This window comes from Patescibacteria group bacterium (assembly GCA_041661505.1).
Classification (GTDB): domain Bacteria; phylum Patescibacteriota; class Patescibacteriia; order Patescibacteriales; family JBAZCA01; genus JBAZCA01.
This window is the reverse complement of the sequence record JBAZUF010000002.1, coordinates 100835-125803: the sequence shown is the minus strand read 5'-3', so window position 1 is coordinate 125803 and position 24969 is coordinate 100835. Positions and strand designations below refer to the sequence as shown.

The window sequence follows — 24969 nt, the reverse complement described above, 5'->3', positions numbered from 1 at the left end:
CGGATGGCAGGGATTTTTATTGTAAGCTTATTTTTTTTCCGAAAAAACTTTATTGTAGCGGATATGCAACCTTGATTTTTTCCGGTCGCGGTTATTTTTTTTGATAATCCGTTTTTGGGCGGCCTTATCAATAGCTTTCAAAGAGTCGGTCAAAAGTTTTTTGGCGCCTGCGTCTTTGGCTTCAATAGCCTTGATTGCTTTCTTGACGAGTTTTCGCAAATCAGTAATTACTTTTTGATTTTTTTCCCGCCGCTTGATGCTTTTTCTTAATTCTTTCTTTGCCGAAGGTAGATTGGGCATAATAAATAATGCTTTAAGTCTTTATAAAAATGTGTGAGAGATAGTATATTATTAGCATAATCGCCGTTATTTTTCAAGGGGCTGGCTTTATTTTAACTTCGGTTTTCCGTAATCCATACAAGAGACAGGCTCCAGCCGCGGCTATTATCAACAAGCTCGTAATTTGCGCGTGCCTTAATCCTGCAAACACATAGGCCGGATCAACCCTAATAAATTCAGTCATAAATCGCAAAAAGGAGTATAAAACCAGATAGCTCAAAACTATTTTTTTACCAGCCGAACTGAATGGCTTGCCGGGGGATTTCTTTTTCAAAATTATAACATGCCAGGCTATTAGGATTATAAATATAATCAAGTCGCCGAGGCTTTCGTATAAAAATGCCGGATGGAAATAATTGAAGTTCATATATTCAAATGGGCGGTTCATTATTTTTATAGGGATTCCCCAGGGCAAGCTGGTTGCTTTGCCAAAAAGCTCCTGGTTAAAATAATTTCCCCATCTTCCAAAGCTTTGGGCTAAAGCCAGGCCCGGAACCAAAAGGCCGGACAAAATCCAAAAATTAATTTTCCTTTTTTTCGTAAAAATATATAACGCCGCCAGTCCAAAAATAATCGCGCCGTGAATTGCTAGTCCGCCCTGCCGGAAATTAAAAATTTCTGAAGGCTGGCTTAAATAATATTGCCACTCGATTAAAATATGAAAAATTCTTGCTCCGGCAATTCCGGCGATAACGAGCCAAAAGCTTAAATCAAGAATATAATCGGTTTTAATACCGTAATATTTCGCCAGCTTAAGGCCAACGCTAATCGCGGCAACAATCCCCAAGACAATAAAAAAACCGTACCAGTAGATATGGACAGGGCCAACCGAAAACATGATCGGGTTGGGTTGGAAAGTATGGAGAAAATTAATCATGTTTCTATTATACCAACTCCCGTTAAAAGAGAAAACCGGAGGCCAGCAACACGTCGTAAATGCGCGTGTGCTGAACTCCGGTCAGTATGCTGCTAGTGTGCTTTCTCACCCCTCCTTTGTAAGACAATCTGAAGCGGGGAACGATCCTCCTCTTCAGAGAATTCGGGCTCGGATTCTGTGGGGTTTGGGGGTAGCGTTTTCAGCACTGGCTGATTATGCCAGTCCGAAATCCAAGCGAGGACCGCAAATATCGCTACCCCGGCCACCAAGGCGAAATAAATCCACAATGGGGTCCGGTTGAAATCTTCCTTCAAATATCTCGCCCCGCTGTCAAATAAAAAGAGGACAGCGATGCACCCCCCACATGCACACATGAGGAGTCTAAAAATAACCGTCACGACCTTATAAAACTTGTTCATTTTTACTCTCCTAATTTGTTAGTTAGTAAGAAAGATAATAAAATGAATACGTTACTCCAGTTCTCCAATACTACCCACATAATAAATATATGGCGCAAAATTCGAGAACTGGAGCGTTTTAAAGAGCTTGCCTGCCGCAAGGCACGACAATTTACAATATAGCACAAAACCCATCCGTTGTCAATTGCCAATCCGGGAGAATTGGCTTATATTAAACAAATACTCCAATCAAAAACCACCTTTTCGCGGGTGGTTTTTAAATTCTTAGTAAATTGTTATTTTCCCAAACTCATCATGGTTTTTATAACCGTATCCGGATTTAAAGAAATGCTGTCGATGCCTTCTTTTAAGAGAAATTCGGCAAAGTCCGGAAAGTCGCTCGGTCCCTGGCCGCAGATGCCGACTTTTCTTTTGGCTTTTTTTCCGGCCTGAATTAAATTTTTTATCAGATATTTTACGGCCTGATTTTTTTCGTTTGATTCGCCGGCAACCCTGTAGCCGCCGCCGGCGTCGCGATCCATGCCCAAGGTAAGCTGGGTAAGGTCATTGGAACCGATGGAAAAGCCGTCAAAAACTTTAGCAAATTCTTCGGCCAGAATTATATTAGAGGGAATTTCGGCCATAACATAAATTTCCAGCCCGTTTTTCCCTTGCTTCAATCCGCATTCGTTCATTATCTCCACCACTCTTTTTCCTTCCTCAACGGTTCGGCAGAAAGGCACCATGATTTTAACGTTAGTGAGGCCCATCTCGTCCCGCACCCGGCACAAAGCCTTGCATTCCAGCTCAAAAGCCGGGCGGTATTTTTCGTCGTAATACCTGGACGCCCCGCGCCAGCCAATCATCGGATTGGATTCTTCGGGCTCAAAAATCTTGCCGCCAATCAAGTTAGAATATTCGTTGGATTTAAAATCAGACAGCCGGACAATTACGTCTTTCGGGTAAAAGGCGGCGGCAATCATGGCGATTCCTTCCGAGAGCTTGTCGATGAAAAATCGGCTTTTGTCTTTATAGCCGGCGGTCATTTCCTCGATTTTCTTTCTTGCGGCTTGATCTTTAACTTTATCAAAATTAATTAAAGCCATGGGGTGGATTTTTATTGAGTCGTTTATTATAAATTCCTGGCGTGCGAGGCCGACTCCGTCGTTCGGGATAAAGGAAAACCCGAAAGCCGATTTTGGCGTACCAATATTCATCATTATTTTAACCTCGGGCTTTTTCAGCTTTTTTACGTTAATTTTATTGACTTTGAACTTCACTTCGCCGTCATAAACAATACCTTCTTCCCCTTCAGTACAGCTTACCGTAACCTTTTGGCCGGTTTTAATTTTCTTGGAGGCGTCGTTAGTGCCAACAACGCAAGGGATGCCTAATTCGCGGGACACAATGGCCGCGTGGCAGGTCCGGCCGCCTTTGTCGGTAACTATGGCCGAAGCGATTTTCATGATTGGCTGCCAGTCTGGGTCCGTCATCTCGGTAACCAAAACTTCACCCGGCTTAAAATTGGAAATTTCCTTTACGCTCATAATGCGGTTGGCTTTTCCCGCGCCGATTTTGTAGCCGACGCTTTTCCCTTTGGCGATTATTTTTCCTCTTTTTTCCAGCTTGAACTCTTCAATAATATTATAGTCGCGGGTGGAGTGGATCGTTTCCGGCCGGGCCTGGATGATATAAAGTTCTTTGGTTTTTCCGTCTAAAGCCCATTCGATGTCCATTGGCCGCTTGTAGTGCTTTTCAATGGCCATGCCCCATTCGGCCAGTTTTAATACCTGGGCGTCGGTAATAGAGGGCTTCAAGCGGTCGGCCTCGCTTACTTTTATATCCTTTACCGGATGCTTGGGGTCGCTATTATATATCATCTTTAAGGATTTTTTTCCGATGTTTCGGGAAATTATGGCTTTAGTCGGCTTAAAAACATAAAATTCGTCCGGATTCACCTTTCCCTGGACGATATTTTCCCCAAGCCCGTAAATAGAATTAATTAAAACTACATCGCGAAAACCCGATTCGGTATCGATCGTAAACATCACCCCGGAAGATCCTAAATCACTCCGCACCATTTTTTGGATGCCGACCGACAAGGCGATGTCAAAATGGTCAAAGCCCTTGTCATGGCGGTAGGAAATGGCCCGGTTGGTGAAGAGCGAGGCAATGCATTTTTTTACGGCAATCAAAATTTCTTTTTCGCCGCGGATATTTAGAAAAGTTTCCTGCTGGCCGGCAAAAGAAGCGTCCGGCAAATCTTCGGCCGTAGCCGATGACCGAACCGCTACGTCCAGATTTTTGGTTTTATACAATTTTCCCAGCTGGCGGTAAGCTTCAAATATTTCATTTTTTAAGTCATCAGGAAATTCCGCCTTAACTATCGCCTCGCGCACCGCCGAGCCTTTTTTAGCTAAACTTAGCATATTTTTTGTATCAAGGCCAGCCAAAATTTCTCTTATTTTTATATCCATTCCAGATCCTTTTATAAAATAATTGTAGGCCTCGGAAGTAGTCGCAAACCCATTAGGAACTTTAATTCCGTCTTCAGTAAGATTTTGGAACATCTCGCCCAATGATGCGTTTTTGCCGCCGACAGTCGGAACGTCTTTAATGCCGATTTCATTAAAAAATTTTACAAACTTGGACATAAATAATTTGAAATGGAATTTATGAAATTAGCTAAAAATAATTTCAATAAAGCCCGCAGAATGAATAATAAATACTAATTTATAGGTTAATCTTTTTGCTCCATTCGCCTACATAAGGGATCTCCCAACGCTCGCCGTTCAACGTCTTCACAATCGCTAAAACCGATATTATCAAAAGAGCCAGCATGGCTAGCTGGCCCAATAACGGAACCCAAATGAAAATAAATACCAACAACTCGAGCGCGAACAAAACCAATCCTTGCTTAGCGTGAAATTGGGCGAACTTTGAGTCTTTTCTTGCTAATAACGGAACTAAAAACAGAATGAAAATATAAGACAATGCCGCGACTGCTTTATTATTTTCCACGTCAACTTTCTCTTCTTTGCCGCCCGTTTCAGATTCATTTTTTACACCCCGCCCTTGGGATTTTTTTTCATCCATCATAATATAGGCTTTTGGATAATGAGTTAGTCTTATGAATTAATTTTATCAGCTTTATTATTATAATTCAATAGCTAATTTTTTAAGTTTTTTACGTAGTTTTTAGCAGTAAGTTCTTGACAAACATTTTACATTAAACGACAATAAAAAGAGTCTGGATGTATTCGCTTTGAAGAAAGAGCCGGTTATTAACGACCGGCCTTTATAAAAGATTATCCTACCTAATTTTTGCGAAGGCAAACAAATTACACAATTATAGAAAAGGGCGAGTGGTGAAACTGGCAGACACGCATGCCTTAGGAGCATGTGGGGCAACCCGTGGAGGTTCAAGTCCTCTCTCGCCCACCTTAGCACACAACACGACTCCTTCCAGACTGATAGCCAATTATCTTTTTTGGAATGTGTCATTTTCTCTTATTGAGTTAAGTCCACAGTAGCCTGGACTTAACTTTTTTATTTGGCTAATATTAGTATGGTCTAAAATAAAAAGAAAAGTCCACAGTTTTGTGGACAATAGTCATTTTATGTTATAATATGTTTCAACCTATAAATGCTTATCAAGCATCTCTTTTAGACTATCTTTAGTCCTCGCGCCCGTTATCTGCTCAACCACCTTCCCATCTTTAAAAAGAATATAGGCCGGGATGCTCATAATATTGAATTTCTCCGAGAACTCTCCATTCTCGTCAACATTTACCTACTCCACCACTATTTTACCATTATATTCTTCTTTAATTTCATCAATTATCGGAGACATTGTGCGACAAGGTCCGCACCAAGGAGCAAAAAAATCAATCAATAATAGCCCCTGGATTTTTTCAACAGCGGTTAAACTTAATTTTTCTTCACTCATATTTGTAGAGTTTTCACAAAAACGATTAATTTTCTGTATCGCGGGGATCTTGAGTATATACACGGTGGACTTAGTGGGGCTCGAACCCACGACCTCTTGCATGCCATGCAAGCGCTCTAGCCAACTGAGCTATAAGCCCTTATTCTAAACTGCTTGGCCTATTCTTAATGCGGTCTTCTGTTGTCTTACCCACAGATTATCCACAAAATTTGATTAATTATTGATTAAGCTAATATTTGGCTAACTTTAGCTAAAATATTAACTTTATCTATCACTTATTCCCACAATTTACCTGACTTATCTCCATATTATCAACAGCCTTGTTGCGAGAACGGATTTTACACCCAGATTGAGTTAAGTCCAGAGAACTGTGGACTTAACTTCCCCACTTATCCACAGCCAGAATAGTTAAGTCCAGAGAACTGTGGACTTAAGTCCCTTTTGTGCCCCCACCAGGAATCGAACCTGGATTTCGGGCTTAGGAGTCCCTTGTTCTATCCATTGAACTATGGAGGCAAAAGTGATTTTGCCTTTTGTCGTTTTAAAGCAAATTTTCACTTAGAAAACATAGCTCATGCTATGCTTATAAACTAAATATGTCTGATGATATTATCTCATTCGTTCGTCCCGCGTAATGCGGGGCTCACTCATATCGATTATAATTAATAGCCTATCAAATGTCAATGTTGTTTTTCGCCGGGAATTGATTTAAACTTGAATTAGCCTTGTCCTTAACATATTTATCAAATAGAAATAAAATTATGTTTACAAAATCAAACGGGGATTCGAACGTAAATTTGAAAGAGGTGGAAACTATTGTCGGCCCTTCGGTAAAAGTCAAAGGCGATTTCCACTGTGAGGGCAATATTGTTGTTGAAGGCGAAGTGGAAGGAAACCTGCGCTGCGGGAACATGCTTCAGTTAAAAAATAAGTCCCGAATTTCGGCCGACGTTTCCGCCAAAGAGGCTATCATCGGCGGGGAAGTAAAAGGCAACGTTAAGGTGAGCGGCTATTTAGAAATTACCGAAACCGCGAAAATTTTAGGGGATATTGAAGCCGGAATAATTTCCATTGCCAAGGGAGCAATTTTTAACGGCCAATGCCAAATGACTAAAGAAGGCCAGCCAACAAAAGAAAACGGCAAAACGGCGCCGAAATAATAACGCGAACTTATTCCGCGCCGGCTAGACGACCGTCAAGGCGGGTAATTGCTAAGCGATTATGCATGTTTATATCTACGATAATTTTCTAAATGAGGGTAAATATACCCGAATATTAGCGCAAATCGAGGCGCGCATTACTGATCTTGGCTTGAATGGAAAAATCGGGCGGCTGGGAGTAATGAAAAAAACCAACGAGCTGGTAAGGGACGAAATAAAAAGAGGGGCCAAAACTATCATTGCCGTAGGCAATGACGATACGATTGAAAAGATCGTCCGCTGTATGGCCAATTCGAGCGTCCCTTTAGGCATAATTCCGGTAGGAAAAAAGAATAATTATATCGCCGAGTCTTTAGGCATTGAACCGGAAGTCGCATCCTGCGACATCTTGTCTGCCCGCCGCGTGGAAAAAATGGACTTGGGAATGATCGGCAATTTTTATTTCCTCTCCAAACTGACGACCGCTTCGGAGGATTTGAATCTTGAAATCGATTCCGGATATTCGGTCGAATTAAAAAAGCCCGGCTCTATCCGGGTTATTAATTTAGCCACCTCTGACATTGCCTTGCCCCAGGGCGTGAATTTCAGTCCGCAAGACGGAAGCTTACAGCTTCTTTTAGAAACCAGGAAGCCGAAAAAAGTGATATTCAGCGAAAATAATTTCGAAAGCGTTTTTACTTTTAAAAGGGCCGGCTTGCGAAGCAAAAACCCAATAATTTTTAATGACTTCCTCAAGGTAACCGGCAATATCGATATTATGGCGGCGCACGGCGCTCTAAACGTCATTGTAGGAAAAGACCGAAGCTTTTAGCCTGCCGCCCTCCCAAGAGCAAGAGAATCAGCCGTTTCTGGCCTGATTAGCATGCTGGCAGAAAAACCGCGGACTGTTTTAAACTGAAAAAACGTTGCTAAACACGGCTTAAGTTGCCGGTTTTTTATTTTGTTTAAAGATATAAACCTGCTGAAGAGCGGTCAAAACCGTAGTGATTAGCCAATAAAGCGACAATCCGCCGGGCAGGGTCAAGCCGATAAAAACCGTCATGGCCGGCATAAAATATAGCATTTGCTTGTTTAAAATAGCCGTAAAATCCTCATCTTTAGCCGCCGGAGCCTTTATTTCCGCCCGTTTAGTAGTCATCATTTTAGCCTGCCAGAACTGGGCCAGGCCGGCCAAAATGGCCAAAACGATGTTTGGCTTGGAAAGGTCAAGGATTCCTAAAAACATATTATTTATGTGCGCCGGCATCTGGACAAAAGAATAAAGGAGGTTAGCTTGGCTCGCGTTAATTCCCTCCCGAAAAACCCGAAAAATTGCGATTAAAAAAGGGAACTGTACTATAAGGGGAAGACAGGAAGAAAACGGATTTACTTTGTGCACTTTATAAAGCTCGAGCATTGCCCGGCCCTGGGCTTCTTTATCATCCTTATATTTGGCCTTTACCTCGTCCACTTTGGGCTGAAGGTCTTGCAAAGACTTCTGGGATTTAATCGAGCTCTTGGATAAGGGCAAAAGGATTAATTTAATAATGATCGTAAAAATAATGATGGCCAGCCCCAAATCGCCTCCAGGAATAACATGGGTAATATAGACTAGCAAATTAAAGACCGGGCGATAGAAAAATTCATGATAAATACTATACATAATTGAGGGCTAAAAGCTATTTAATTTATTTTAATGGGTCATGTCCTCCTTTGTTCCAAGGGTTGCAGCGAAGCACCCTCCAAACAGCTTTGGCTCCGCCCCGGAATAGTCCGTATTTTTCAATAGCGCTAATGGCGTATTCGGAGCAAGTCGGCTTAAACCGGCAATAGCCATAAGGAAAGAGGTATTGCAAAAGGCCATGGTCAAAAGACAGGGTCTTTTGGTAAAAACGGATAAGAAATAAGGCAACATGGCGGGGGAAGTAGGTAAAATAATCTTTCATAAAAGGGCATAGAATCGCTAAAACGGCGTATTAATGCCGCGAACTGCCTAAAGCGGTTTTTTGTACAGCTTAAGCTTTGAAAACGAGTGCTGAAGAAGCTTTAGAATATCCTGATAGTCCTTCTTAACTACCGGCGGCCGGCAAATTATGGCGCAATCATAACCGGATTTTAAAAGATCCATCTGGGTTATCAGGGCTTGCCTGATTCTTCTTTTAATTTTATTCCTGATAACCGCTTTTTTCGAGACTTTAGTGCCGGTTAAAATACCAAAACGGCTTATTTCTAAGCCATTTTTCGCGCATTTTACCCCAAGACAATCAGTATAATAAGCTTTTCCTTTGGTAAAAACCTGGTCAAACTCTTTGTTTTTTGTTAATCGATATGGTTGGGGAAGCATGACTATTTAGACAAACGCTGGCGGCCCTTTTGCCTTCTCTTCTTTAACACTTTTTGTCCGTTTTTAGTTTGCATTCTTTTCCTGAAGCCGTGCTTTTTTTTAGCCTGTCTCTTTTTAGGCTGAAAGGTTCGTTTTGGCATAATTTCTTTAAATAATTCAGTTAACTTTTATCGCGATAACTAAAAGATAACATTAGCCTTTGATTTAGTCAACAAAAAGCCCGTTTACAGTCTTTATTCTTATCGCCTCTTCAGCGCTTGTGCGCTTGGGCTTAAAAAATCGTCCCAGGCTATTGCCAATTATTTTTCTTCCCTATAGAATAAGATTGCTAAGCGCCGGCCTTTTAATTATTTTCCCGTTTCCACAGCTTATCAACAGGTTGTGTACTTCTCATATTTTTTTATTTAAATTATAATTTAGACTATACTCTCTGAACTCTTATATAGGTTAATTTTTAAAGGAGATTTTTTATGGATAAGGAGCAAATTTGGCAAGTCGTTTTGGGTGAAATCGAATTGAACTTATCCCGCGCCAACTTCACCACCTGGTTTAAGCACACCTCAATCTCCGATATAGAGGAAGATCGGGTAATTATCAGCGTGCCCAATAATTTTACAAAAACCTGGCTGGAAAAAAAATACCACAAAGAAATCGGCCTGGCTTTAGAAAGGATTGTTAATAAAAAAATTAAGGAGATTATTTACAAAATTGAAGCGATTAAGCGCGAGGCTCCCCGGCGGGCCGATCAGCCAATCGCCCAAGGCGCTTACGAAGCCTTTGAACCCCAGCCGCAAAACCGCTTTGGCTTAAACAACCGCTATACTTTTGATAACTTTATTGTCGGCAAGGGAAACGAGCTCGCCCACGCGGCCTGCCAGGCCGTAGTCTCCAATCCCGGCCGGGCCTACAATCCCTTATTTATTTACGGCGGAGTAGGCTTGGGAAAGACCCACCTCATTCAAGCCGTCGGCCATGAATTAGCCAAAAAAACCAATAAAATTTTATTTGTTTCTTCAGAAAGATTCACTAATGACTATATCCAAGCCGTCCGAAACGGCAAGGCTAAAGAATTTAAAGACACCTATCGCAACGTTGACCTTTTATTAGTTGACGACATCCAGTTCATTAGCGGCAAGGAAAGCACACAGGAAGAGTTCTTCCACACCTTTAACGAGCTCCACCAATCCAACAAGCAAGTTGTGGTGGCGTCAGACCGGCCGCCAAAATCAATCCCTTACCTGGAGAAGAGGCTTTTGTCCCGCTTTGAATGGGGGATGATAACCGATATATCGCAGCCTGATCTAGAAACCCGGGTCGCGATTTTAGACGCCAAATGCCGGGAACGAAATTTCCTTATCCCTTTGGATATTTTAAACTATATCGCCGAAAATATCATCTCCAATATTAGAGAGCTTGAGGGGGTATTAAACCGCCTAATCGCTTACCACGAATTCAACAACACCAAGCCGACAGTTGATTCAACTAAGCAAATTCTAGGCGATATTATCACTGTTTCCGCCCGGCCGACTTCAACTAAAAGAATTCTAGAAGCGGTTTCCGGATTTTATGAGACCGAAGTTAAAGACATTATTGGTAAAAGCCGAAAAAAAGACCTGGTAAAGCCCCGGCAGATTGTTATGTATTTACTTCGTTCCGAATTAAATATTTCTTACCCGACTATTGGGGATGAATTGGGCGGCCGCGACCACACCACTGCCATGCACGCCTTTAGCAAAGTTAGTAAAGAGATAGAAGATAATAGCCGGATTAAGCAGGAAATTGAAGCGATTAAGCAGTTAATTAAGGATGGATAAGCTGGGGAGATAGGGGTGTATAACTCCTTAGTTGATAACAGGTTATACCCGGCGATTTCAGAATGCCGGGTTATCCACTTTTCTTCAACAAGCTAGATTAAGAGGTTTTCCCGGGATTATTAAGGCGGGATTAAGGCTAAGATTAAGATTAAATTAAGATTATTAACAGTTATCAACACCGCTTATTACTATTACTATCTTATATTATATTAATTTATTAATTTTTTGCCGCTGGGTTAAAGCCGTAATTTAAACTCACAAGCGATCTCAAATTCATATATGAAAATTTCAATACTGGAAAAAAACTTTAAGCGGGGATTGGGTTTGGTTGGCAATATTACCAGTAAAAATATTAACCTGCCGATTTTAAACAACGTTTTAATTAAGGCTGAAAAGGGAATGATTACTTTAGTTTCGACCAACCTTGAGATAGGAGTAACCCATTCAATTCGGGGGAAGATTGAAAAAGAGGGCGGCTTTACGGTCGACGCTAAAATTTTAACTAATTATATCGGCCTCCTGCCTAACGAAAAAGTTGACTTAGAACAAAAAGACAACCATATTGCCGTGGCCTGCGGCAAATATAAAACTAAAATAAACGGACAGCCGTCAGACGACTTTCCTTTAATTCCCAGCGTGGAAAAAAATACTTATTACGCTATCGCCAGCGCCGAGGAATTAAAAAGCGCCCTTTCACAAGTAATATTCGCGGCTTCAGGGAATGAGTCCCGCCTTGAATTATCCGGAGTGTTTTTTACTTTTAACCGAGAAAAATTAACTTTAGCCGCCACTGATAGTTATCGGCTGGCCGAGAAAAAAATTATCGTAAAAAGCAACGCCGATAAAGATATTGAAGACAGAAAAATAATCGTTCCAGCGAGGACGGTCCAAGAAGTAATTAGAATTTTAAGCAATATTGGCGAAGAAGATGAGATGCTGGACGGGGAAAAAGACGTAAAATGCTACATATCGGAAAACCAGATATTGTTTAAGTTTGGATCAACTGAATTGGTTTCGCGCCTGATTGAAGGCCAATTTCCCGACTATACACAGATTATCCCCAAGGCAAAAAAGACTGAAATTTTAATCAGCCGGCAGGAGTTATTGCGGGCCACCAAGACCTCTTCGATATTCTCCCGAAGCGAAGTGAATGATATTAACATGGACATTCCCGAGGGAAAGAATAAAATTATTATCTCTTCATGTTCGGATTATATTGGAGAAAATTTGGCCGAGATCGAAGCCGCCACCAAAGGATTGGATAATGCCCTGGTTTTGAATTATCGGTATCTTTTAGACGGGCTAAATAACATAAAGAGCGATATGGTTAGGCTGGAAGTGGTAGATAATAATTCGCCCTGCCTCTTAAAGCCCGAAGGGGACCCGGATTATTTATATATAATCATGCCGATAAAAAGATAGGTGGGTGAAGCGTAAAAAAATGTTTTCAAAAAAGAGTCTGGTAAAACACCAGACTCTTTTATATTGGCTCGTTCTATAGGCTATTTAATAAACACGTTTCTTTCGTCTGATTTTTTGACCGCGCCGTTTTTGGAGTGGATAATGGCGTAAACTTTATAATCACCCGATCCGGTCGTCGGCGGCTGGGCCCAGGAAGCGTTTATAATGCTGTTTTGGGGGGATGTAACCGATCCTATCAGGGTTGGCGAAGAACCATCAGCTTTAGCAAAATAAAAATTAACCTTTTTTATGTCTTTATAGTCATCGGATTTTAAGGCTAGATTAATAGGAAAGTCATTTACGCTCAATACCGCCCCGTTAGCCGGCTCAATCCATTTTAAGCTAAATTTTTGAGTTTGATTGCTTAAATTAATATTTAAATTTAATTCGCTTTCCGCGCAGTTGTTCGCGTCGTCGCAAACCCGAACTTTTAATTTATGGAAGCCGTTAGAAAGGAAGTCAATCTCCTGGTTAAAGTTAAAAGGAAATTGGGTGTTAGTAAAAGCCAATGATCCGTCAAAATAATATTCCGCCTTGGCGATCCCGCGCGGCGCTTGGGCATTAATAGAAATATCGAGTAAAGAGGAAGTAATGGTTTGTCCGTCTTCAAGGTTGGTAATGAAAAGCGCGGGCTTGTTTTCAGGCAAGTGGATATTGTCCTTTTCGGTCGGAGGCGTCGAGGTGGCAACAACACCCGTTCTCTTAGCCCAAGACTGCACAGCGCCCTCCCACAGGCTAAATTGGGGGTCGTCAGCGGGACTTTTGGGGTAAGCGCCTCTTGGGTCGTTCTTGTTGACATAGTAAAGGATGCAATGCGGGTCTTGAAAGGTTTTTTCGATCACTTGGTCTGGCGGCGTATTTTCCGTGGCTAAAAGGCCGGAATACTTGTCGATTTTTACCACCTGTCCGGCACTGCCATCCAAAACCGGCTTGCCGGTTCTAACCGGGTCCGGCGCTTTAAAATATTCAACCGGCGTATCGCCTAAAACTCTTTTCATATAGGCATTCCAGATGGGCGCCGCTACCACTGATCCGTCCGCGCCGCGCTTCATCGGCGAATTATTATTATTGCCGACCCAAACCCCGGTTACTATAGACGGGGTGAACCCGAGCGTCCAGGCATCGCGGTAGTCGTTGGTAGTTCCAGTCTTGGCCGCGACCGGCCGGCCGCCTAAAGTAAGGTAATTACTCGGACTAAAGATGTATGAGCGGGCGTTATTATCGGACAGAATGCTGTTTATTTGCCGGGCAACCTGGGGATTTAAAACTGTGCTTTCCTGGTTTTTATACTCTTCCAGGACATTGCCGTTTTTATCCTCTACTTTTAAAATCAGCGAAACCGGATGATAGACTCCGTCCCGGGCAAAAACTCCGTAAGCGTTAGTATGCTCCAGAAGCTTTACTTCGCCTCCGCCTAAAACCAAAGATAACCCAAACCGGTCTTTATCTTTTAGGGTGGTATAGCCCAGGTCATTAACTACGTCAATAACATTTCCGATTCCGGCCAGATAAATCGTTTTTACCGCCGGAACGTTTAAGGAGCCGGCCAGCGCCCGGCGCATGGAAATCGGCCCGTACTCTTTTAAATTGTAATTATGCGGTTCATAAGGATTGGACGGGTCAGTCGAAAAATTAGTAACCACGTCATAAAGGATGGTGTCCGGAGTATAGCCTCTTAAAAAGGCGGTGGCATATACGGCTGGTTTAAGGGACGAGCCGGGCTGGCGCAGGCGCAAGGCTACATTGTCATTAGGCTCAAATTTGCAGCTCTTTCCGGAAACGCAATTAGCCGGCTGTGATTCCCCAAAAAAGTCTTTGGAGCCGACCATGGCCAATACTTGGCCGGTTTTAGGGTCAATCGAGACCAGGCTCGCGTTCCAGGCGTCGTACTTAGACTGGTTAGCCGGCGCTTTTTCCGCGATCACTTCTTCGGCCGCTTTCTGCTTATAGAGGTCTAATGTGGTATAAATTTTTAAACCGCCCTGTTCAACCATTTTTTCCCCATACTTATCCGATAAAAGCGCTTTAATATACATGACAAAATGCGGGGCTAGAATATTATTGTCTTGTTCCTTGAAGACAATTTTTTCATTTTTGGCAGTTTCGGCCTGGTCTTTTGAAATGTATCCTTGCTCGGCCATTAAACCCAAAATATATTTTTGGCGGTCAAAAAGCCTGTCCAGATTCGGGCCGTAAGGCGAGTAAAAACTGGGGGCCTGGGGCAGGGCGGCTAAAATTGCCGCTTCGCCCAGGGTTGCGTTTTTTACCGGTTTGCCAAAATATTTTTGCGAGGCGGCTTCGACTCCGTAAGCCGTAGAGCCATAGGGAATTTCATTAAAATACATCTGGAGAATTTCGTTTTTGGTGAATTTTTTTTCCGCCCGGTAAGCCAAAATCAACTCCTTTAGTTTTCTGGTAACGGTTTTTTCGTTGGTTAAGACCGCGTTTTTTATGAATTGCTGGGTCAGGGTTGAGCCGCCGGCTTTTTTCCCGAATAAAACGTCCGTAACCGCGGTCCTAAATATCGCCCACAAGCTAAATCCTCCGTGCTTGTAAAAATCCTTGTCTTCAACGGCGATAGTCGCGTTCTTCACGTAATCCGGAATGTCATTCAGGTTGACTAAAGTTCGCTTTTCGTCTCCATATACTTCATAGAGCACGGTTTGTCCGGTGCGGTCGTAAATTTTTGTGCTTTGGGCAACTTCGCGGGTCATCAAGCGTTTGGGATCAGGCAGGCCGCTGGACAAAACGGCGATAGATATTAGGATAAATAAGGCTGTTCCCGCAAACAAGTAAAAATAGGCCTTGAACATTCTCCGGGAAAGAAGAAGGGATAATATAGAGGTCTTTTTACGCCGCCCGCCACCGCCCGGCCCTTTGACGTAGTATTTTTTAGAATCTCTCCAGTTTTGATTGGTTCTGGTTTTATTGGCCAAATGTCTGAAAGTCATAAAATATGGATAAATGGGCAACGCAGGCTGGAATGAAAATTAATTGCTATTAAAAAATAATTGCCGATTTAAGTAAAGTATATCAGCAATTAACATTCTTTTCAATTTCAGCCTTATTGTTTATCAAAGGCGTTTATTTTTGATAGAATTCGGCGGCTTTTTCCGGAGAAACAGAATTAATTACCAGCCCCGAACCGAGTTCAACGCCTCCCCAGATATTTTTGTCGCGGGGCTGGACTTTAATATAGAAATGCTGGTCTTTTTGCGAAACAACCTGGTGAAGGAAAAAATTATAATCAATGCCGGCGGAATTAAGTTTCTCTAGTATCAGCTTCAGGCATTGAGCCAAAGATTCTTTTTCTCCGGCGGTTGTTTGGGAAATATTATCTACGTGCCGCTTGGTAAAAATCCAGGCTTCGTAATGGTATTCGGGCGCGAAGGGCGCGAAAGCTCCGGCTAGCCTGTCTTCGTAAATTTTTCTCGGGCCGGATAGCTCTTTTTTTAGAATATCGCAATAAGGGCAGGCGTTGTGCTCAATTTTATAATTTTGCGCGAGTTTTAATTCTTCTAAAATATCCGGCGGCAGGATGTTAGTGGCGAAAATTTGGGAATGTTCGTGCTTAATCGAAGCGCCGGCTTTAGAGCCGTGGTTTTTAAACTCTAAAACATATTCAATTTTTTTGTCTTTGGAGATTTCTTTTAGCCGGTCGGCTAACACCTCAAAATAAAGAGTGAGATGTTCGATATCGAGGCTGGAGAATTGTTTTTCATGGATCGGAGTTTCGACGATTATTTCTTGGACGCCGTAAGCCTTATCGTTTTTTAATTCAACTGCCGGAAATTTATTTGACAAGACTGCCAGGCTCCAGGGCTTTTCTTTCCCGTAAGTTTTTATCAATTCGCTTTTTTCAATCGCTTCGGGGCAGAACTCGCACTTAAAATTAGAAACTTCCAGGCTTTGTTCCAATATTTCATGCGGGCGCTTAGCCCGTCCCGGGGTAATTAAAACATACTTGTTTAAAAAATATTGCTTGCGGTATTCAGAAGTCATAAGTTTATAGTTACGGAATTAACGCGCTCAATTTATTTTAATCCTTAGAAATATCCGTTGTTAAAAACAACTGCTTGCGATTAAACATGCCATTAGCCTGAATTCATTATATCGCAGTGGGGCGCAGGGTCAAGAAAAGAAAACACCCCGCGTTTGTGCGAGGTGTTTTGATATGCGCAATAAATATTTAGAATCTTCTCGGAGGTCTCGAACCGCGATCACGGTCTCCGCCGCGTCCGCCGCCGCCAAAAGCCCGGCGGGGGCGGTGCTCGCCGCCATTTCCAAAGCCGTTGCCTTCCTGTTTTCCTTTTTCTCCGACCCAGAGGGCTTCGTTTTCCGGAATTTTCATTGTCAGGTTAACCCGGCCCTGGTCGTCGATTTCTTTTATTTTAACCGAAACAGTTTGGCCAATCTCTAAAAAGTCAGAAGGCTTGCCAACCCGGTAAGGGGCCATTTCCGAGACATGCACCATGCCGTCGCGGTTCGGGAGAATTTCAACGAAAGCGCCGAAGTCTAACATTCTGACAACTTTTCCGGTAAAGATTTCTCCGGGTTCGACTTCGCGGACAATGTTATTCACCCATTCGTAAGCTTCTTTGGCTTTCTCGGCGTCCGTGCCGCAGATCATTACTAATCCGTCGTCGTCGATATCGATCGATACGCCGGTCGCGGCAATAATCGCGTTAATGATTTTTCCGCCGGTGCCGATAACCTCGCGGATTTTATCCGGATGAATGCGCAAGGTAGTAATGCGCGGAGCGTATTTTGACAATTCCGGACGCGGTTCGGAAATTTCCTTTTCCATAACATCTAAAATTTTCATTCTTGCCTTTTTTCCCTGCTCCAGCGTCTTTTTTATTATATCTTTATCCAGCCCAATGGTTTTTGTATCAAGCTGGATAGCCGTAATTCCTTCGCGGGTGCCGGCGATCTTAAAGTCCATGCCGCCTTTACCGTCTTCCAAGTCCTGGATATCGGTTAGGACTTCCCATTTTGACATGTCTGGAATTGAAGCCAGGCCCATAGCGATTCCGGCTACGGCTTTTTTAATCGGTACGCCGGCGTCCATCAAAGCTAAAGAAGAACCGCAGACCGAAGCCTGGGAGGATGAGCCGTTTGAGCCTAAAGTTTCCGAAACTACGCGGATAGTATAGGGGAAAGTTTCTTTATCCGGAATCATGCCGGCTAGAGCTTTTTCGGCCAAAGCGCCGTGGCCGATTTCCCGGCGTCCGGTTGAGCCGATAAATTTAACTTCGCCGACCGAATAAGGCGGGAAAGTATAATGGTGCATGAACCTTTTAGTGCCAACGCCTTCAATGCCTTCCAAAGATTGTTCCAGTCCCGGCGCGCCTAAAGTTACGACCGACAAAACTTGGGTCTCGCCGCGGTTAAAGAGGCCGGAGCCGTGGTTTCTCGGCAAGATACTGGTCGAGGCTTCAAGTAAGCGGATTTCATCCAGCTTTCTTCCATCCACCCGCTGTTTTTTTTCTAAGATGCCGCGAGTCACTTCGGCTTCAATCGCCGGCTCGACTAATTCTTTAATAGCTTTATGTCTTAAGTCCTTATGCACTTTTTCGTTTAAGAGATATTCTTCCAGACTTTCTTTAATGGCGGCAACAGCTAATTTTCTTTCGCCCTTAGTATAGTGCTCTTTGTCAAAAAGAATTTTTTGGACATTTTTTTCCAGCCATTTGCGCGCTAATTCAAAAGCGGCGTCTTTTTCCGCTTCCTTTTTCATTTCCTCTTCGTCCAAAACTTTTTTCTTTTCCCGGGCTTCGTAAGTCTTGCCAATTTTTTTCTTTAATTCCTCAATCAGCTTGATTGAGCCCAGTAATTCTTTTTGTCCGGCTAAGATGGCTTCGTAGATTTCTTCTTCTTTTACTTCCGAAGCTCCGGCTTCAATCATGATTACTCTTTCCTTTGTGCCGGCGACAATTAAATCCAAATCGCTTTTTTCCCTTTCTTCGTAAGTCGGGTTAAATACGAATTTACCTTCAACGCGTCCGACCCGGACTCCGCCTAAGGGGCCGTGCCAGTTCAATCCGGAAATGGATAGGGCGGCCGAAGCGGCGTTTAAGGCGACGATATCATGGTCGTTTTCCCGGTCAGCGGAAAGGATGGTTAAAATAACCTGCACGTCCTTTTTTGATGCTTCGTCAAACAAAGGACGGATTGAACGGTCAATCATCCGGCCGGCTAAAACCGCGTCGTCAGTCGGGCGGCCTTCTCTTTTAACCCAGCGGGAACCTTTAATTACCCCGGCGGCGTAAAGCCTTTCTTCAAAATCCACCATTAAAGGGAAGTAATCAATCCCTTCCTTAGCCTGTTTGGCTTCGACTACGGTAGCCAAAACCACGGTCTCTCCGTATTGGACCGTTACGGCGGCGTGCGCTTGTTTCGCGAGCCGGCCGGTTTTAATTGTTAGAGGGCGGCCAAGCCACTCCATCTCGAAAACTTGCTCTTTTCCTTGCATAGTTTTTTGCCTGGCCGACAGATTGGAGACTATGAGATTATCTCACGAGCCTTTGTATCCGGCGGCCAAGTTATTTAGTTAACCTGCCAACGGCAGGATTTAATTGTTAATAAACGACTTTAAATGATTTTTTTATTTATGTAAACTGGTTCTTTAAAAGATTGCGGGCCAATGGTTGCGCCCGCTACAAAATGAGCTTATTCGCACTATTGTTTTGTAGTGTTCTCCGCCTTCATTCTGTTTTTTTGACCAGCTCCTTCAGGCGCGCCATGACATGGTCGAATAAGACATTGGCTTTGTAGCCACAGATTACTTCCACGTAGAGCGCTACGGGGAGATTGATTTCGGCCAGTCCAACTTTTTCCGGCCCTGGCCGTCCTTTCTCTTCTTCAATCCATATTTCATCCGCAATGTGTACTGCCAGACTGTTTCCGCTTTCCTGGGGAATGACAAGAATATTCAGTCCGGTTCTCATACCACAGACATCAGTCGCCAAAAAAGCCTTTTTGCTCATCTGTTTCCCTCCTTTGTTTTTGTAGCGGGCAAACCCGCCACGCGTTGTTGTCAAATGAACGATGAAAATATGTGAATCTATCGCTTACTTGTAATTGCCTTGATTCAGTAAAAATTTCTTGCTCTCGCTTAAATTGGTAAAATCGTCGGCGGCTTCTATGAGTTTGGATGAAGTAGTCTGGCGGAAAGCCATTACTTCAACGATACAGCCCATGGTGTTTTGCAGATAATTTACCAAGGGAATATAATCGCCGTCGCCGGAAACTAAGACGATAACATCCAGCTTGTTGCCTAATTTAATCGCGTCAATCGCGATACCGACGTCCCAATCGGCTTTTTTTATTCCGCCGGCGAAAATCTGCAGGTCTTTCATTTCAACTTCAAAGCCTTGCTGGCTTAAAGCTTCAAAAAAATGCGCTTCTTCTTCGGTTTCGGTGCGGATAACATAAGCTACCGCCCGGATTAATTTCCGGCCGGCCACGCCCGCTTTTAATATTTCCCCGAAGTTTACCCGTTTTTTATAGAGATTCTTAGCCGAGTGGTACATGTTGGAAACATCCACTAATACTCCCACCCGCTGTTCCTTGTGTTTAATCATGAATTTAAATTACTTTTTCTCTTTTTCTTCAGTCTGGGTTTCGACAGCCGTTTCTTCGGTTTCAACCTTGGGCCCCAGCTCTTCTTCCAGCCGTTTTCTTTCCTCTTCTTCGTCTTCAATCATTTTTTTGGCGATTTTCAGCTTGAGCTTTTTGGCCAATTCGCGGAAGGCCTCTTCACTCTCCTTTTGGAGATATTTTAAAAGTTTTCTTCTCTCGCCGACTTTCTTTAAGAGTCCCCGGCGGGAAGAATGGTCGTGTTTATGCGATTTTAAATGGTCAGTTAGGCGTTTGATTTCTTCGGTCAAAATTGCGATTTGAACCTGGGAAGATCCGGTGTCAGTCTCGTGGACTTTGAACTTGTTAATGATTCTTTGCTTAGTGTCTTTGTCTAGCATAGGTTTTTCCATTTTCCCAGGAGTGGCGTTAGTCCGCGCCTAAACCCGAGAAAGGGATAGAATTAATTTTTAAGATTACCCAAAGCATAACATAGATTAGGGGGAAAATCAAGGATCGTCCGCCCGGCGGAATGGGGCCGGAAATCGAGCCCCAGGTTGACTATTTTTCAAAAAGTAGTATAATTCTTCTATGTTTAATGCATAGTTTGATGCATATCCTGCTATTGGCGGGATTATTTTTGATTAACCTTGCGATTTTAATAAAATTTCATTAATTTTCGATTATGACCGCTACAAAAATAAAGGAAACAACCGAAAAAAAATCCGTTAAACTTTTTGACTTAAAACCGGGCATGACGGTCCGCATCCACCAAAAAATAAAAGAACTTTCAGTTAAAGGCGAGGAAAAGGAAAGGGTCCAGTATTTTGAGGGTATGGTGATCGCCTGCCGCCACGGAAAAGAACCGGGCGGAACCGTTACGGTCCGGAAAATGTCCGACGGAGTGGAGGTGGAAAAAATTTTTCCGGTCCATTTGCCGACCATCACCAAGGTGGACATAAAAAGGCAAGCTAAAGTCGGACGCGCTAAACTCTACTTCTTAAAACGCGGCTACAAAAAGAAACTTAAGGAGAAAAAGGTTAAATAATATGCCGGCGATAAAGGCCGCAGTGCTGAAACCGGTAGACAGGCCAGCTTGAGGGGCTGGTGCTCTCAAGAGCGTAAGGGTTCGAGTCCCTTCTGCGGCACATATAGCAGGCAATTGAGGTTCCCTGCCTGCCGGCAGGCAGGGAGTCCTCTCCCGCCCACTGTCGGGACAATTAGCTCAATTGGCTAGAGCACCTCGTTTACACCGAGGGGGTTATAGGTTCGAGTCCTATATTGTCCACACTAAAAACATCCTTTATAGGGTGTTTTTATGTTAGCAAGCTATCCTCATCAATATTTAATGAATGTGTTAGAATATTTATATTATGAATAGCTTCAAAAAAATTTTCTCCGGCATATCGCGGAATGTAATAATCCTCGGTGTAGTTAGCCTTTTGACTGACTTAAGCGGGCAGATGGTTTTTCCTTTACTGCCTTTGTTCGTGACGTCAGTTTTAGGCGGTGGCGCGGTGGCGGTTGGCGTAATAGAAGGGGCGGCGGAAGCGACCGCCTCATTATTAAAAGTAGTTTCCGGCTTTTGGTCAGACAAAATAAAAAAGCGGAAACCGTTTGTATTTTTCGGCTATACTTTATCGGCAATAATGAAGCCGGTTTTAGCTTTTGCCGCCAACTGGGGCGCGGTATTAGGAATCCGGATTCTGGATCGGGTAGGAAAGGGCCTCCGGGACGCGCCGCGCGACGCTATCATCGCCGAATCAAACGAACAAAAAACCATGGGCAAAGCTTACGGCTTTCATCGCGCCATGGACGGCGCCGGTTCGGTCGGCGGAGCCGTAGCCGCCGCTTTACTTCTCCCGATTTTTGGGTTTATCAGCCTGTTTAAGCTCGCGATTATTCCCGGCCTTATTTCCGTAGCCGTAATATTTTTTGTTAAAGAGCCAAAGCGCGCGGCGGCGGTTGAGAGAAAAAAAGTTTCCCTTAGGGTGGGATTTAAAGAGTTAACCCGGGAGCTAAAAATTTTTATTTTAATCGCGACAATTTTTACTTTGGGAAATTACAATTACGCTTTTTTAATGCTCCGGGCGAAAAATGACGGACTCGGAAATGAGAAAGTTATTATGCTCTACGCCCTTTTTTATTTAATTTACACTTTGCTTTCCATGAAAGCCGGTTCCTGGTCGGATAAAATCGGAAGAAAGCCCGTGCTTCTAGCCGGCTACGGCATGTTTACCGTCCTTTCCTTCGGGCTTTTTCTTTTTAGCGGAATGGTTTATACGATAATTTCTTTTATCCTTTTCGGGATATTTTTTGCTTTGGTGGACGGCGTCCAGCGCGCCTTTGTCTCCGATCTCGCGCCGGCCGATATCAAAGGTACGGCTCTCGGGACTTTCCATACCTTTACCGGCTTGGCGGCTCTTCCGGCCGGATATATTGCCGGCATGCTTTGGAGTAAAATAAATCCGGAAGCGACATTTTTATTCGGCACGGCCATCGGAGTAATCTCAATATTAGCTTTTAGCCTGGCTTTAAGAAAAGTAAAAGCTTGAAAACGCACCAGCCTAGTAAATTGGTTAAACTTAAAAAAAACGTCCCAGGCAAGGGGCGCTTTTTTGTTGATGATGAAAAATGGCATGGATGGGCTAATTATATGACGGCCCAGATATTAGAATTTCTTTTTGATTTTTTCTTCTTTGTAGAATTGCAGAATGTCGCCGGCCACGATTACCGGATCGCCTTCGTATTCAATTCCGCATTCCTGGCCTTCAGAACAATCCGGCACTTCCTGCTTTTGGATTTGTAGCTTTAATAATTTGCCCCGGGTTTTTATTTCATCGCCCTGGACGACTTCAATAAGCGAATCTTTTTCGATTTTTCCGTCAATAACTTTTCCGCCGACAACTTGCCGCGCCTTTTCGGTTTTAAATATTGCGAGCACTTTTAATTTTCCTAAATCCGTCCGCTTGATTACTGGTTCAAACAAATCCTCCATCTGCGACTTAATGTCATTAATCAAATTGTAGATGATGCTATACAAAGTTATTTTTACGTTTTTCTCGCGGGCCAATTCGATAAGCGCGGCTGGCACTTTTACGTTGAACCCTAAAATTTGCGCGCCGGTCGCTTCGGCCCGGGTGATATCTGATTCGGAAACATTCCCCAAACCCTTGAAGATGACATCAATTTTTACTTCCGGGTTGGAAATTTTTTGCAAGGATTCGTCAATAGCTTCGGCCGATCCTAAAACATCGCTTTTAACTACGACGTTTATCGTTTTGGCGGCCGACAATCCTTCAGCCGGTTTTTCCTTTCCGGCGCCCATTTTCTTCGGCAAGCGCAGATCGCGCATTACCGCTCTTTTCCCTTCGCCGACCTGCAGGATATCACCGACTGCCGGCGCGGCTTTCAAGCCGATGATTTTAGCCGGGTTGGACGGTCCGGCGGATTCGATATTTTCTCCCAAATAATTTTTTAAGGCCCGAACTTTCCCGAAGATCACTCCGTCTTTGGTAAGCTGATTGCCGACTTTTAGGCGGCCGTTTTGGACTAAAATCGTCGCGACCGGCCCTTCGCCTTTGTCGATATGCGATTCGATAATCGTTCCTACCGCGTCCGTGTCCGGATTGGCTTTAATCTTTTCCGGGTCAAGATCGGCGGTAAGCAGTATGATGTCTAGCAATTCTTCAATGCCGGTTCCGACTTTCGCTGAAACCGGAACAACGACGGTTTTTCCTCCCCAGTCTTCGGGCGTGATATTTAACTTTGTCGAAAGCTCCTGTTTGGTTTTGTTGATATCGGCTTCCGGTTTGTCGATTTTGTTGATGGCGACGACAAACGGCACTCCGGCGGCTTTGATAATTTGGAACGCCTCGGTTGTTTGGGGCATAACCCCGTCGTCGGCGGCAACAACCAAAATGGCAATGTCCGCCACTTTAGCGCCGCGCGAACGCATGGCTGTAAAAGCTTCATGGCCGGGGGTATCGATAAAAGTAATTTTTCGCTCTTTCCTTTCCACCTGATAAGCGCCGATATGCTGGGTGATTCCTCCGGCTTCCTTGTCGACGACGTTAGTGCGCCGGATGGCATCGAGTAATTTGGTTTTTCCGTGGTCAACATGCCCCATAACGACGATTACCGGCGGCCGGGGCTTTAAGTCTCCGACCACTTCTTTTTTTATCAAATCATCAATGGATATTTTGTCTTTCGCGGCATGGGCCTCGGTTTCAGGGAGCGCCTCAATTTCCAGACCAAGATCGGCGCCGATTACAGCGGCCGTATCAAAATCTATTTCTTCGTTCAAGGAAACAAAAACCCCGTTTTTCATGAGCTCGGCCAGTACTTTAGAAACCGGCAGTTGCGCCAAATCAGCAAACTCCCGGACTTTAATTTGCCGCGGAATCAAAACCTTCTTTTTCTCCGCGCTCTGGGCTTGGGCCTTATCCATTTCACCGGGCAGAATTGATTGGTTTAGCCTCCTCATTAGCTGGGGCCATTCGCGGATGATCCTTTGGGCCGTATGATCGTCTATTTTAATGGCTTTTAGTCCAATATGAATCCCGAGCAGAGGCAGTTTTTCCCTTAGCTCGACTGGGTTGATTCGGAGTCTTCTGGCTAGCTCGGAGATATTCATGGTTGATATTTTAGCCCCGGACATGCATAAAAGCAGACCCATGAGCGCTTAATTTTATTTAAGTTTACGGGAAAAAGAGGGTTTAGTCAACTCGCTTGATTTTCAAGCTTGCCAAGAAGCGGGCGATATGGTAGCTTTTAAGTAGTAATTTATTATTGTTCTGTTTTTAGAGGAAAATTCGGAATCGGGTATGAAATTATTTGAGAATTATAAAGCTATAATTAGCCAAATCTTCAAAACTTTAGCCAAAATGCTAATTACCGCGCCCGAACGTGCCGTTCGGTACGGGCGGGTCTATCAAAATCTCCTTTCGGGCAAAGCCAATTTGCTTAATTTTGCTTTGGCCAAAAAGTAATTCTCAAAAGTTGAAAACTGAATCAAACAACTGTTAATAAACAGTTCACACCAAACCTCTAAACGCGGAATTAAAG

Annotated in this window: 20 protein-coding genes, 5 tRNA genes and 2 pseudogenes; 9 read left to right on the top strand and 18 right to left on the bottom strand. The window is 43.6% G+C overall.

Features of this window, described 5'->3' with window-relative positions:
* Positions 1 to 27 precede the first annotated feature (27 nt).
* The 4 genes from rpsT to WC715_02975 form a co-directional block, all read right to left on the bottom strand.
* Positions 28 to 300, bottom strand: a complete 273-nt coding sequence (gene rpsT / locus WC715_02990; protein MFA6171389.1) for a 30S ribosomal protein S20 — start codon at positions 298 to 300, stop codon at positions 28 to 30.
* A 73-nt stretch (positions 301 to 373) separates the two neighbouring features.
* The gene (gene lgt, locus WC715_02985; protein ID MFA6171388.1) at positions 374 to 1216 is read right to left on the bottom strand and encodes a prolipoprotein diacylglyceryl transferase; all 843 of its coding nucleotides are present in this window, start codon (positions 1214 to 1216) and stop codon (positions 374 to 376) included.
* Positions 1217 to 1910: 694 nt separating this feature from the next.
* On the bottom strand, positions 1911 to 4268 hold the full coding sequence (ppsA, locus tag WC715_02980) for a phosphoenolpyruvate synthase (protein ID MFA6171387.1): 2358 nt from the start codon (positions 4266 to 4268) through the stop codon (positions 1911 to 1913).
* Between the two features lie 79 nt (positions 4269 to 4347).
* Positions 4348 to 4713 (bottom strand): hypothetical protein, encoded by a 366-nt coding sequence (locus WC715_02975; protein MFA6171386.1) that lies wholly within the window; start codon positions 4711 to 4713, stop codon positions 4348 to 4350.
* A 260-nt stretch (positions 4714 to 4973) separates the two neighbouring features.
* Here WC715_02975 and WC715_02970 point away from each other — a divergent pair.
* Positions 4974 to 5055 (top strand) — tRNA-Leu (locus tag WC715_02970).
* Positions 5056 to 5254: 199 nt separating this feature from the next.
* On the opposite strand, the pseudogene trxA reads toward WC715_02970, so the two are convergent.
* The 3 genes and pseudogenes from trxA to WC715_02955 all read right to left on the bottom strand — a co-directional run bounded on the left by trxA (position 5255) and on the right by WC715_02955 (position 6079).
* Positions 5255 to 5563, bottom strand: a pseudogene (gene trxA / locus WC715_02965) (thioredoxin).
* Between the two features lie 65 nt (positions 5564 to 5628).
* Positions 5629 to 5702 (bottom strand) — tRNA-Ala (locus tag WC715_02960).
* A gap of 305 nt (positions 5703 to 6007) precedes the next feature.
* Positions 6008 to 6079 (bottom strand) — tRNA-Arg (locus tag WC715_02955).
* A 245-nt stretch (positions 6080 to 6324) separates the two neighbouring features.
* Between WC715_02955 and WC715_02950 the strand changes: the two genes are divergently transcribed.
* Positions 6325 to 6723: a polymer-forming cytoskeletal protein gene (locus WC715_02950; protein MFA6171385.1), complete on the top strand. Its 399-nt coding sequence runs from the start codon at positions 6325 to 6327 to the stop codon at positions 6721 to 6723.
* Between the two features lie 61 nt (positions 6724 to 6784).
* Positions 6785 to 7534 (top strand): diacylglycerol kinase family protein, encoded by a 750-nt coding sequence (locus WC715_02945; protein ID MFA6171384.1) that lies wholly within the window; start codon positions 6785 to 6787, stop codon positions 7532 to 7534.
* Between the two features lie 108 nt (positions 7535 to 7642).
* On the opposite strand, the gene WC715_02940 is transcribed toward WC715_02945, so the two are convergent.
* The 4 genes from WC715_02940 to rpmH are packed head-to-tail and all read right to left on the bottom strand — an operon-like array spanning position 7643 to position 9186.
* The gene (locus WC715_02940; GenBank protein MFA6171383.1) at positions 7643 to 8365 is read right to left on the bottom strand and encodes a YidC/Oxa1 family membrane protein insertase; all 723 of its coding nucleotides are present in this window, start codon (positions 8363 to 8365) and stop codon (positions 7643 to 7645) included.
* A gap of 25 nt (positions 8366 to 8390) precedes the next feature.
* Positions 8391 to 8648 (bottom strand): membrane protein insertion efficiency factor YidD, encoded by a 258-nt coding sequence (gene yidD / locus WC715_02935; GenBank protein MFA6171382.1) that lies wholly within the window; start codon positions 8646 to 8648, stop codon positions 8391 to 8393.
* 47 nt (positions 8649 to 8695) lie between these two features.
* Positions 8696 to 9046, bottom strand: a complete 351-nt coding sequence (gene rnpA / locus WC715_02930) for a ribonuclease P protein component (GenBank protein ID MFA6171381.1) — start codon at positions 9044 to 9046, stop codon at positions 8696 to 8698.
* A gap of 2 nt (positions 9047 to 9048) precedes the next feature.
* Positions 9049 to 9186, bottom strand: coding sequence for a 50S ribosomal protein L34 (rpmH, locus tag WC715_02925; GenBank protein ID MFA6171380.1), 138 nt, complete (start codon positions 9184 to 9186; stop codon positions 9049 to 9051).
* Between the two features lie 330 nt (positions 9187 to 9516).
* Here rpmH and dnaA point away from each other — a divergent pair, with 330 nt between their 5' ends.
* Positions 9517 to 10860 carry a chromosomal replication initiator protein DnaA gene (gene dnaA, locus WC715_02920; GenBank protein MFA6171379.1) on the top strand — a complete coding sequence of 448 codons (1344 nt, stop codon included), beginning with the start codon at positions 9517 to 9519 and terminating at the stop codon, positions 10858 to 10860.
* Between the two features lie 279 nt (positions 10861 to 11139).
* Positions 11140 to 12282 carry a DNA polymerase III subunit beta gene (gene dnaN / locus WC715_02915; protein MFA6171378.1) on the top strand — a complete coding sequence of 381 codons (1143 nt, stop codon included), beginning with the start codon at positions 11140 to 11142 and terminating at the stop codon, positions 12280 to 12282.
* Between the two features lie 80 nt (positions 12283 to 12362).
* Here the strand turns inward: dnaN and WC715_02910 are convergent, their stop codons facing one another.
* The 6 genes and pseudogenes from WC715_02910 to rpsO form a co-directional block, all read right to left on the bottom strand.
* Positions 12363 to 15272 (bottom strand): transglycosylase domain-containing protein, encoded by a 2910-nt coding sequence (locus tag WC715_02910; protein MFA6171377.1) that lies wholly within the window; start codon positions 15270 to 15272, stop codon positions 12363 to 12365.
* A gap of 133 nt (positions 15273 to 15405) precedes the next feature.
* Positions 15406 to 16323, bottom strand: a complete 918-nt coding sequence (locus WC715_02905; GenBank protein MFA6171376.1) for a DUF4931 domain-containing protein — start codon at positions 16321 to 16323, stop codon at positions 15406 to 15408.
* A 187-nt stretch (positions 16324 to 16510) separates the two neighbouring features.
* Positions 16511 to 18796: a polyribonucleotide nucleotidyltransferase gene (gene pnp / locus WC715_02900; protein ID MFA6171375.1), complete on the bottom strand. Its 2286-nt coding sequence runs from the start codon at positions 18794 to 18796 to the stop codon at positions 16511 to 16513.
* Between the two features lie 232 nt (positions 18797 to 19028).
* Positions 19029 to 19364 carry a hypothetical protein gene (locus WC715_02895; protein MFA6171374.1) on the bottom strand — a complete coding sequence of 112 codons (336 nt, stop codon included), beginning with the start codon at positions 19362 to 19364 and terminating at the stop codon, positions 19029 to 19031.
* A 30-nt stretch (positions 19365 to 19394) separates the two neighbouring features.
* The gene (locus WC715_02890; protein MFA6171373.1) at positions 19395 to 19907 is read right to left on the bottom strand and encodes an NYN domain-containing protein; all 513 of its coding nucleotides are present in this window, start codon (positions 19905 to 19907) and stop codon (positions 19395 to 19397) included.
* Positions 19908 to 20042: 135 nt separating this feature from the next.
* Positions 20043 to 20303: pseudogene (gene rpsO / locus WC715_02885) on the bottom strand (30S ribosomal protein S15).
* Between the two features lie 284 nt (positions 20304 to 20587).
* On the opposite strand from rpsO, the gene WC715_02880 reads away from it, so the two are divergent.
* From WC715_02880 to WC715_02865, 4 genes are all read left to right on the top strand, one after another.
* On the top strand, positions 20588 to 20950 hold the full coding sequence (locus WC715_02880; GenBank protein ID MFA6171372.1) for a 50S ribosomal protein L19: 363 nt from the start codon (positions 20588 to 20590) through the stop codon (positions 20948 to 20950).
* A gap of 16 nt (positions 20951 to 20966) precedes the next feature.
* Positions 20967 to 21050 (top strand) — tRNA-Leu (locus WC715_02875).
* Between the two features lie 66 nt (positions 21051 to 21116).
* A tRNA-Val gene (locus WC715_02870) sits at positions 21117 to 21190 on the top strand.
* Positions 21191 to 21275: 85 nt separating this feature from the next.
* On the top strand, positions 21276 to 22457 hold the full coding sequence (locus WC715_02865; GenBank protein ID MFA6171371.1) for an MFS transporter: 1182 nt from the start codon (positions 21276 to 21278) through the stop codon (positions 22455 to 22457).
* Between the two features lie 116 nt (positions 22458 to 22573).
* Here the strand turns inward: WC715_02865 and infB are convergent, their stop codons facing one another.
* Positions 22574 to 24580 carry a translation initiation factor IF-2 gene (infB, locus tag WC715_02860; GenBank protein MFA6171370.1) on the bottom strand — a complete coding sequence of 669 codons (2007 nt, stop codon included), beginning with the start codon at positions 24578 to 24580 and terminating at the stop codon, positions 22574 to 22576.
* Between the last annotated feature and the right edge of the window lie 389 nt (positions 24581 to 24969).

Bases quoted from the DNA above. Each gene is read 5' to 3' on its own strand.
- rpsT (MFA6171389.1), bottom strand. From the start codon at position 300: ATGCCCAATCTACCTTCGGCAAAGAAAGAATTAAGAAAAAGCATCAAG.
- lgt (MFA6171388.1), bottom strand. From the start codon at position 1,216: ATGATTAATTTTCTCCATACTTTCCAACCCAACCCGATCATGTTTTCG.
- ppsA (MFA6171387.1), bottom strand. From the start codon at position 4,268: ATGTCCAAGTTTGTAAAATTTTTTAATGAAATCGGCATTAAAGACGTT.
- WC715_02975 (MFA6171386.1), bottom strand. From the start codon at position 4,713: ATGATGGATGAAAAAAAATCCCAAGGGCGGGGTGTAAAAAATGAATCT.
- WC715_02950 (MFA6171385.1), top strand. From the start codon at position 6,325: ATGTTTACAAAATCAAACGGGGATTCGAACGTAAATTTGAAAGAGGTG.
- WC715_02945 (MFA6171384.1), top strand. From the start codon at position 6,785: ATGCATGTTTATATCTACGATAATTTTCTAAATGAGGGTAAATATACC.
- WC715_02940 (MFA6171383.1), bottom strand. From the start codon at position 8,365: ATGTATAGTATTTATCATGAATTTTTCTATCGCCCGGTCTTTAATTTG.
- yidD (MFA6171382.1), bottom strand. From the start codon at position 8,648: ATGAAAGATTATTTTACCTACTTCCCCCGCCATGTTGCCTTATTTCTT.
- rnpA (MFA6171381.1), bottom strand. From the start codon at position 9,046: ATGCTTCCCCAACCATATCGATTAACAAAAAACAAAGAGTTTGACCAG.
- rpmH (MFA6171380.1), bottom strand. From the start codon at position 9,186: ATGCCAAAACGAACCTTTCAGCCTAAAAAGAGACAGGCTAAAAAAAAG.
- dnaA (MFA6171379.1), top strand. From the start codon at position 9,517: ATGGATAAGGAGCAAATTTGGCAAGTCGTTTTGGGTGAAATCGAATTG.
- dnaN (MFA6171378.1), top strand. From the start codon at position 11,140: ATGAAAATTTCAATACTGGAAAAAAACTTTAAGCGGGGATTGGGTTTG.
- WC715_02910 (MFA6171377.1), bottom strand. From the start codon at position 15,272: ATGACTTTCAGACATTTGGCCAATAAAACCAGAACCAATCAAAACTGG.
- WC715_02905 (MFA6171376.1), bottom strand. From the start codon at position 16,323: ATGACTTCTGAATACCGCAAGCAATATTTTTTAAACAAGTATGTTTTA.
- pnp (MFA6171375.1), bottom strand. From the start codon at position 18,796: ATGCAAGGAAAAGAGCAAGTTTTCGAGATGGAGTGGCTTGGCCGCCCT.
- WC715_02890 (MFA6171373.1), bottom strand. From the start codon at position 19,907: ATGATTAAACACAAGGAACAGCGGGTGGGAGTATTAGTGGATGTTTCC.
- WC715_02880 (MFA6171372.1), top strand. From the start codon at position 20,588: ATGACCGCTACAAAAATAAAGGAAACAACCGAAAAAAAATCCGTTAAA.
- WC715_02865 (MFA6171371.1), top strand. From the start codon at position 21,276: ATGAATAGCTTCAAAAAAATTTTCTCCGGCATATCGCGGAATGTAATA.
- infB (MFA6171370.1), bottom strand. From the start codon at position 24,580: ATGGGTCTGCTTTTATGCATGTCCGGGGCTAAAATATCAACCATGAAT.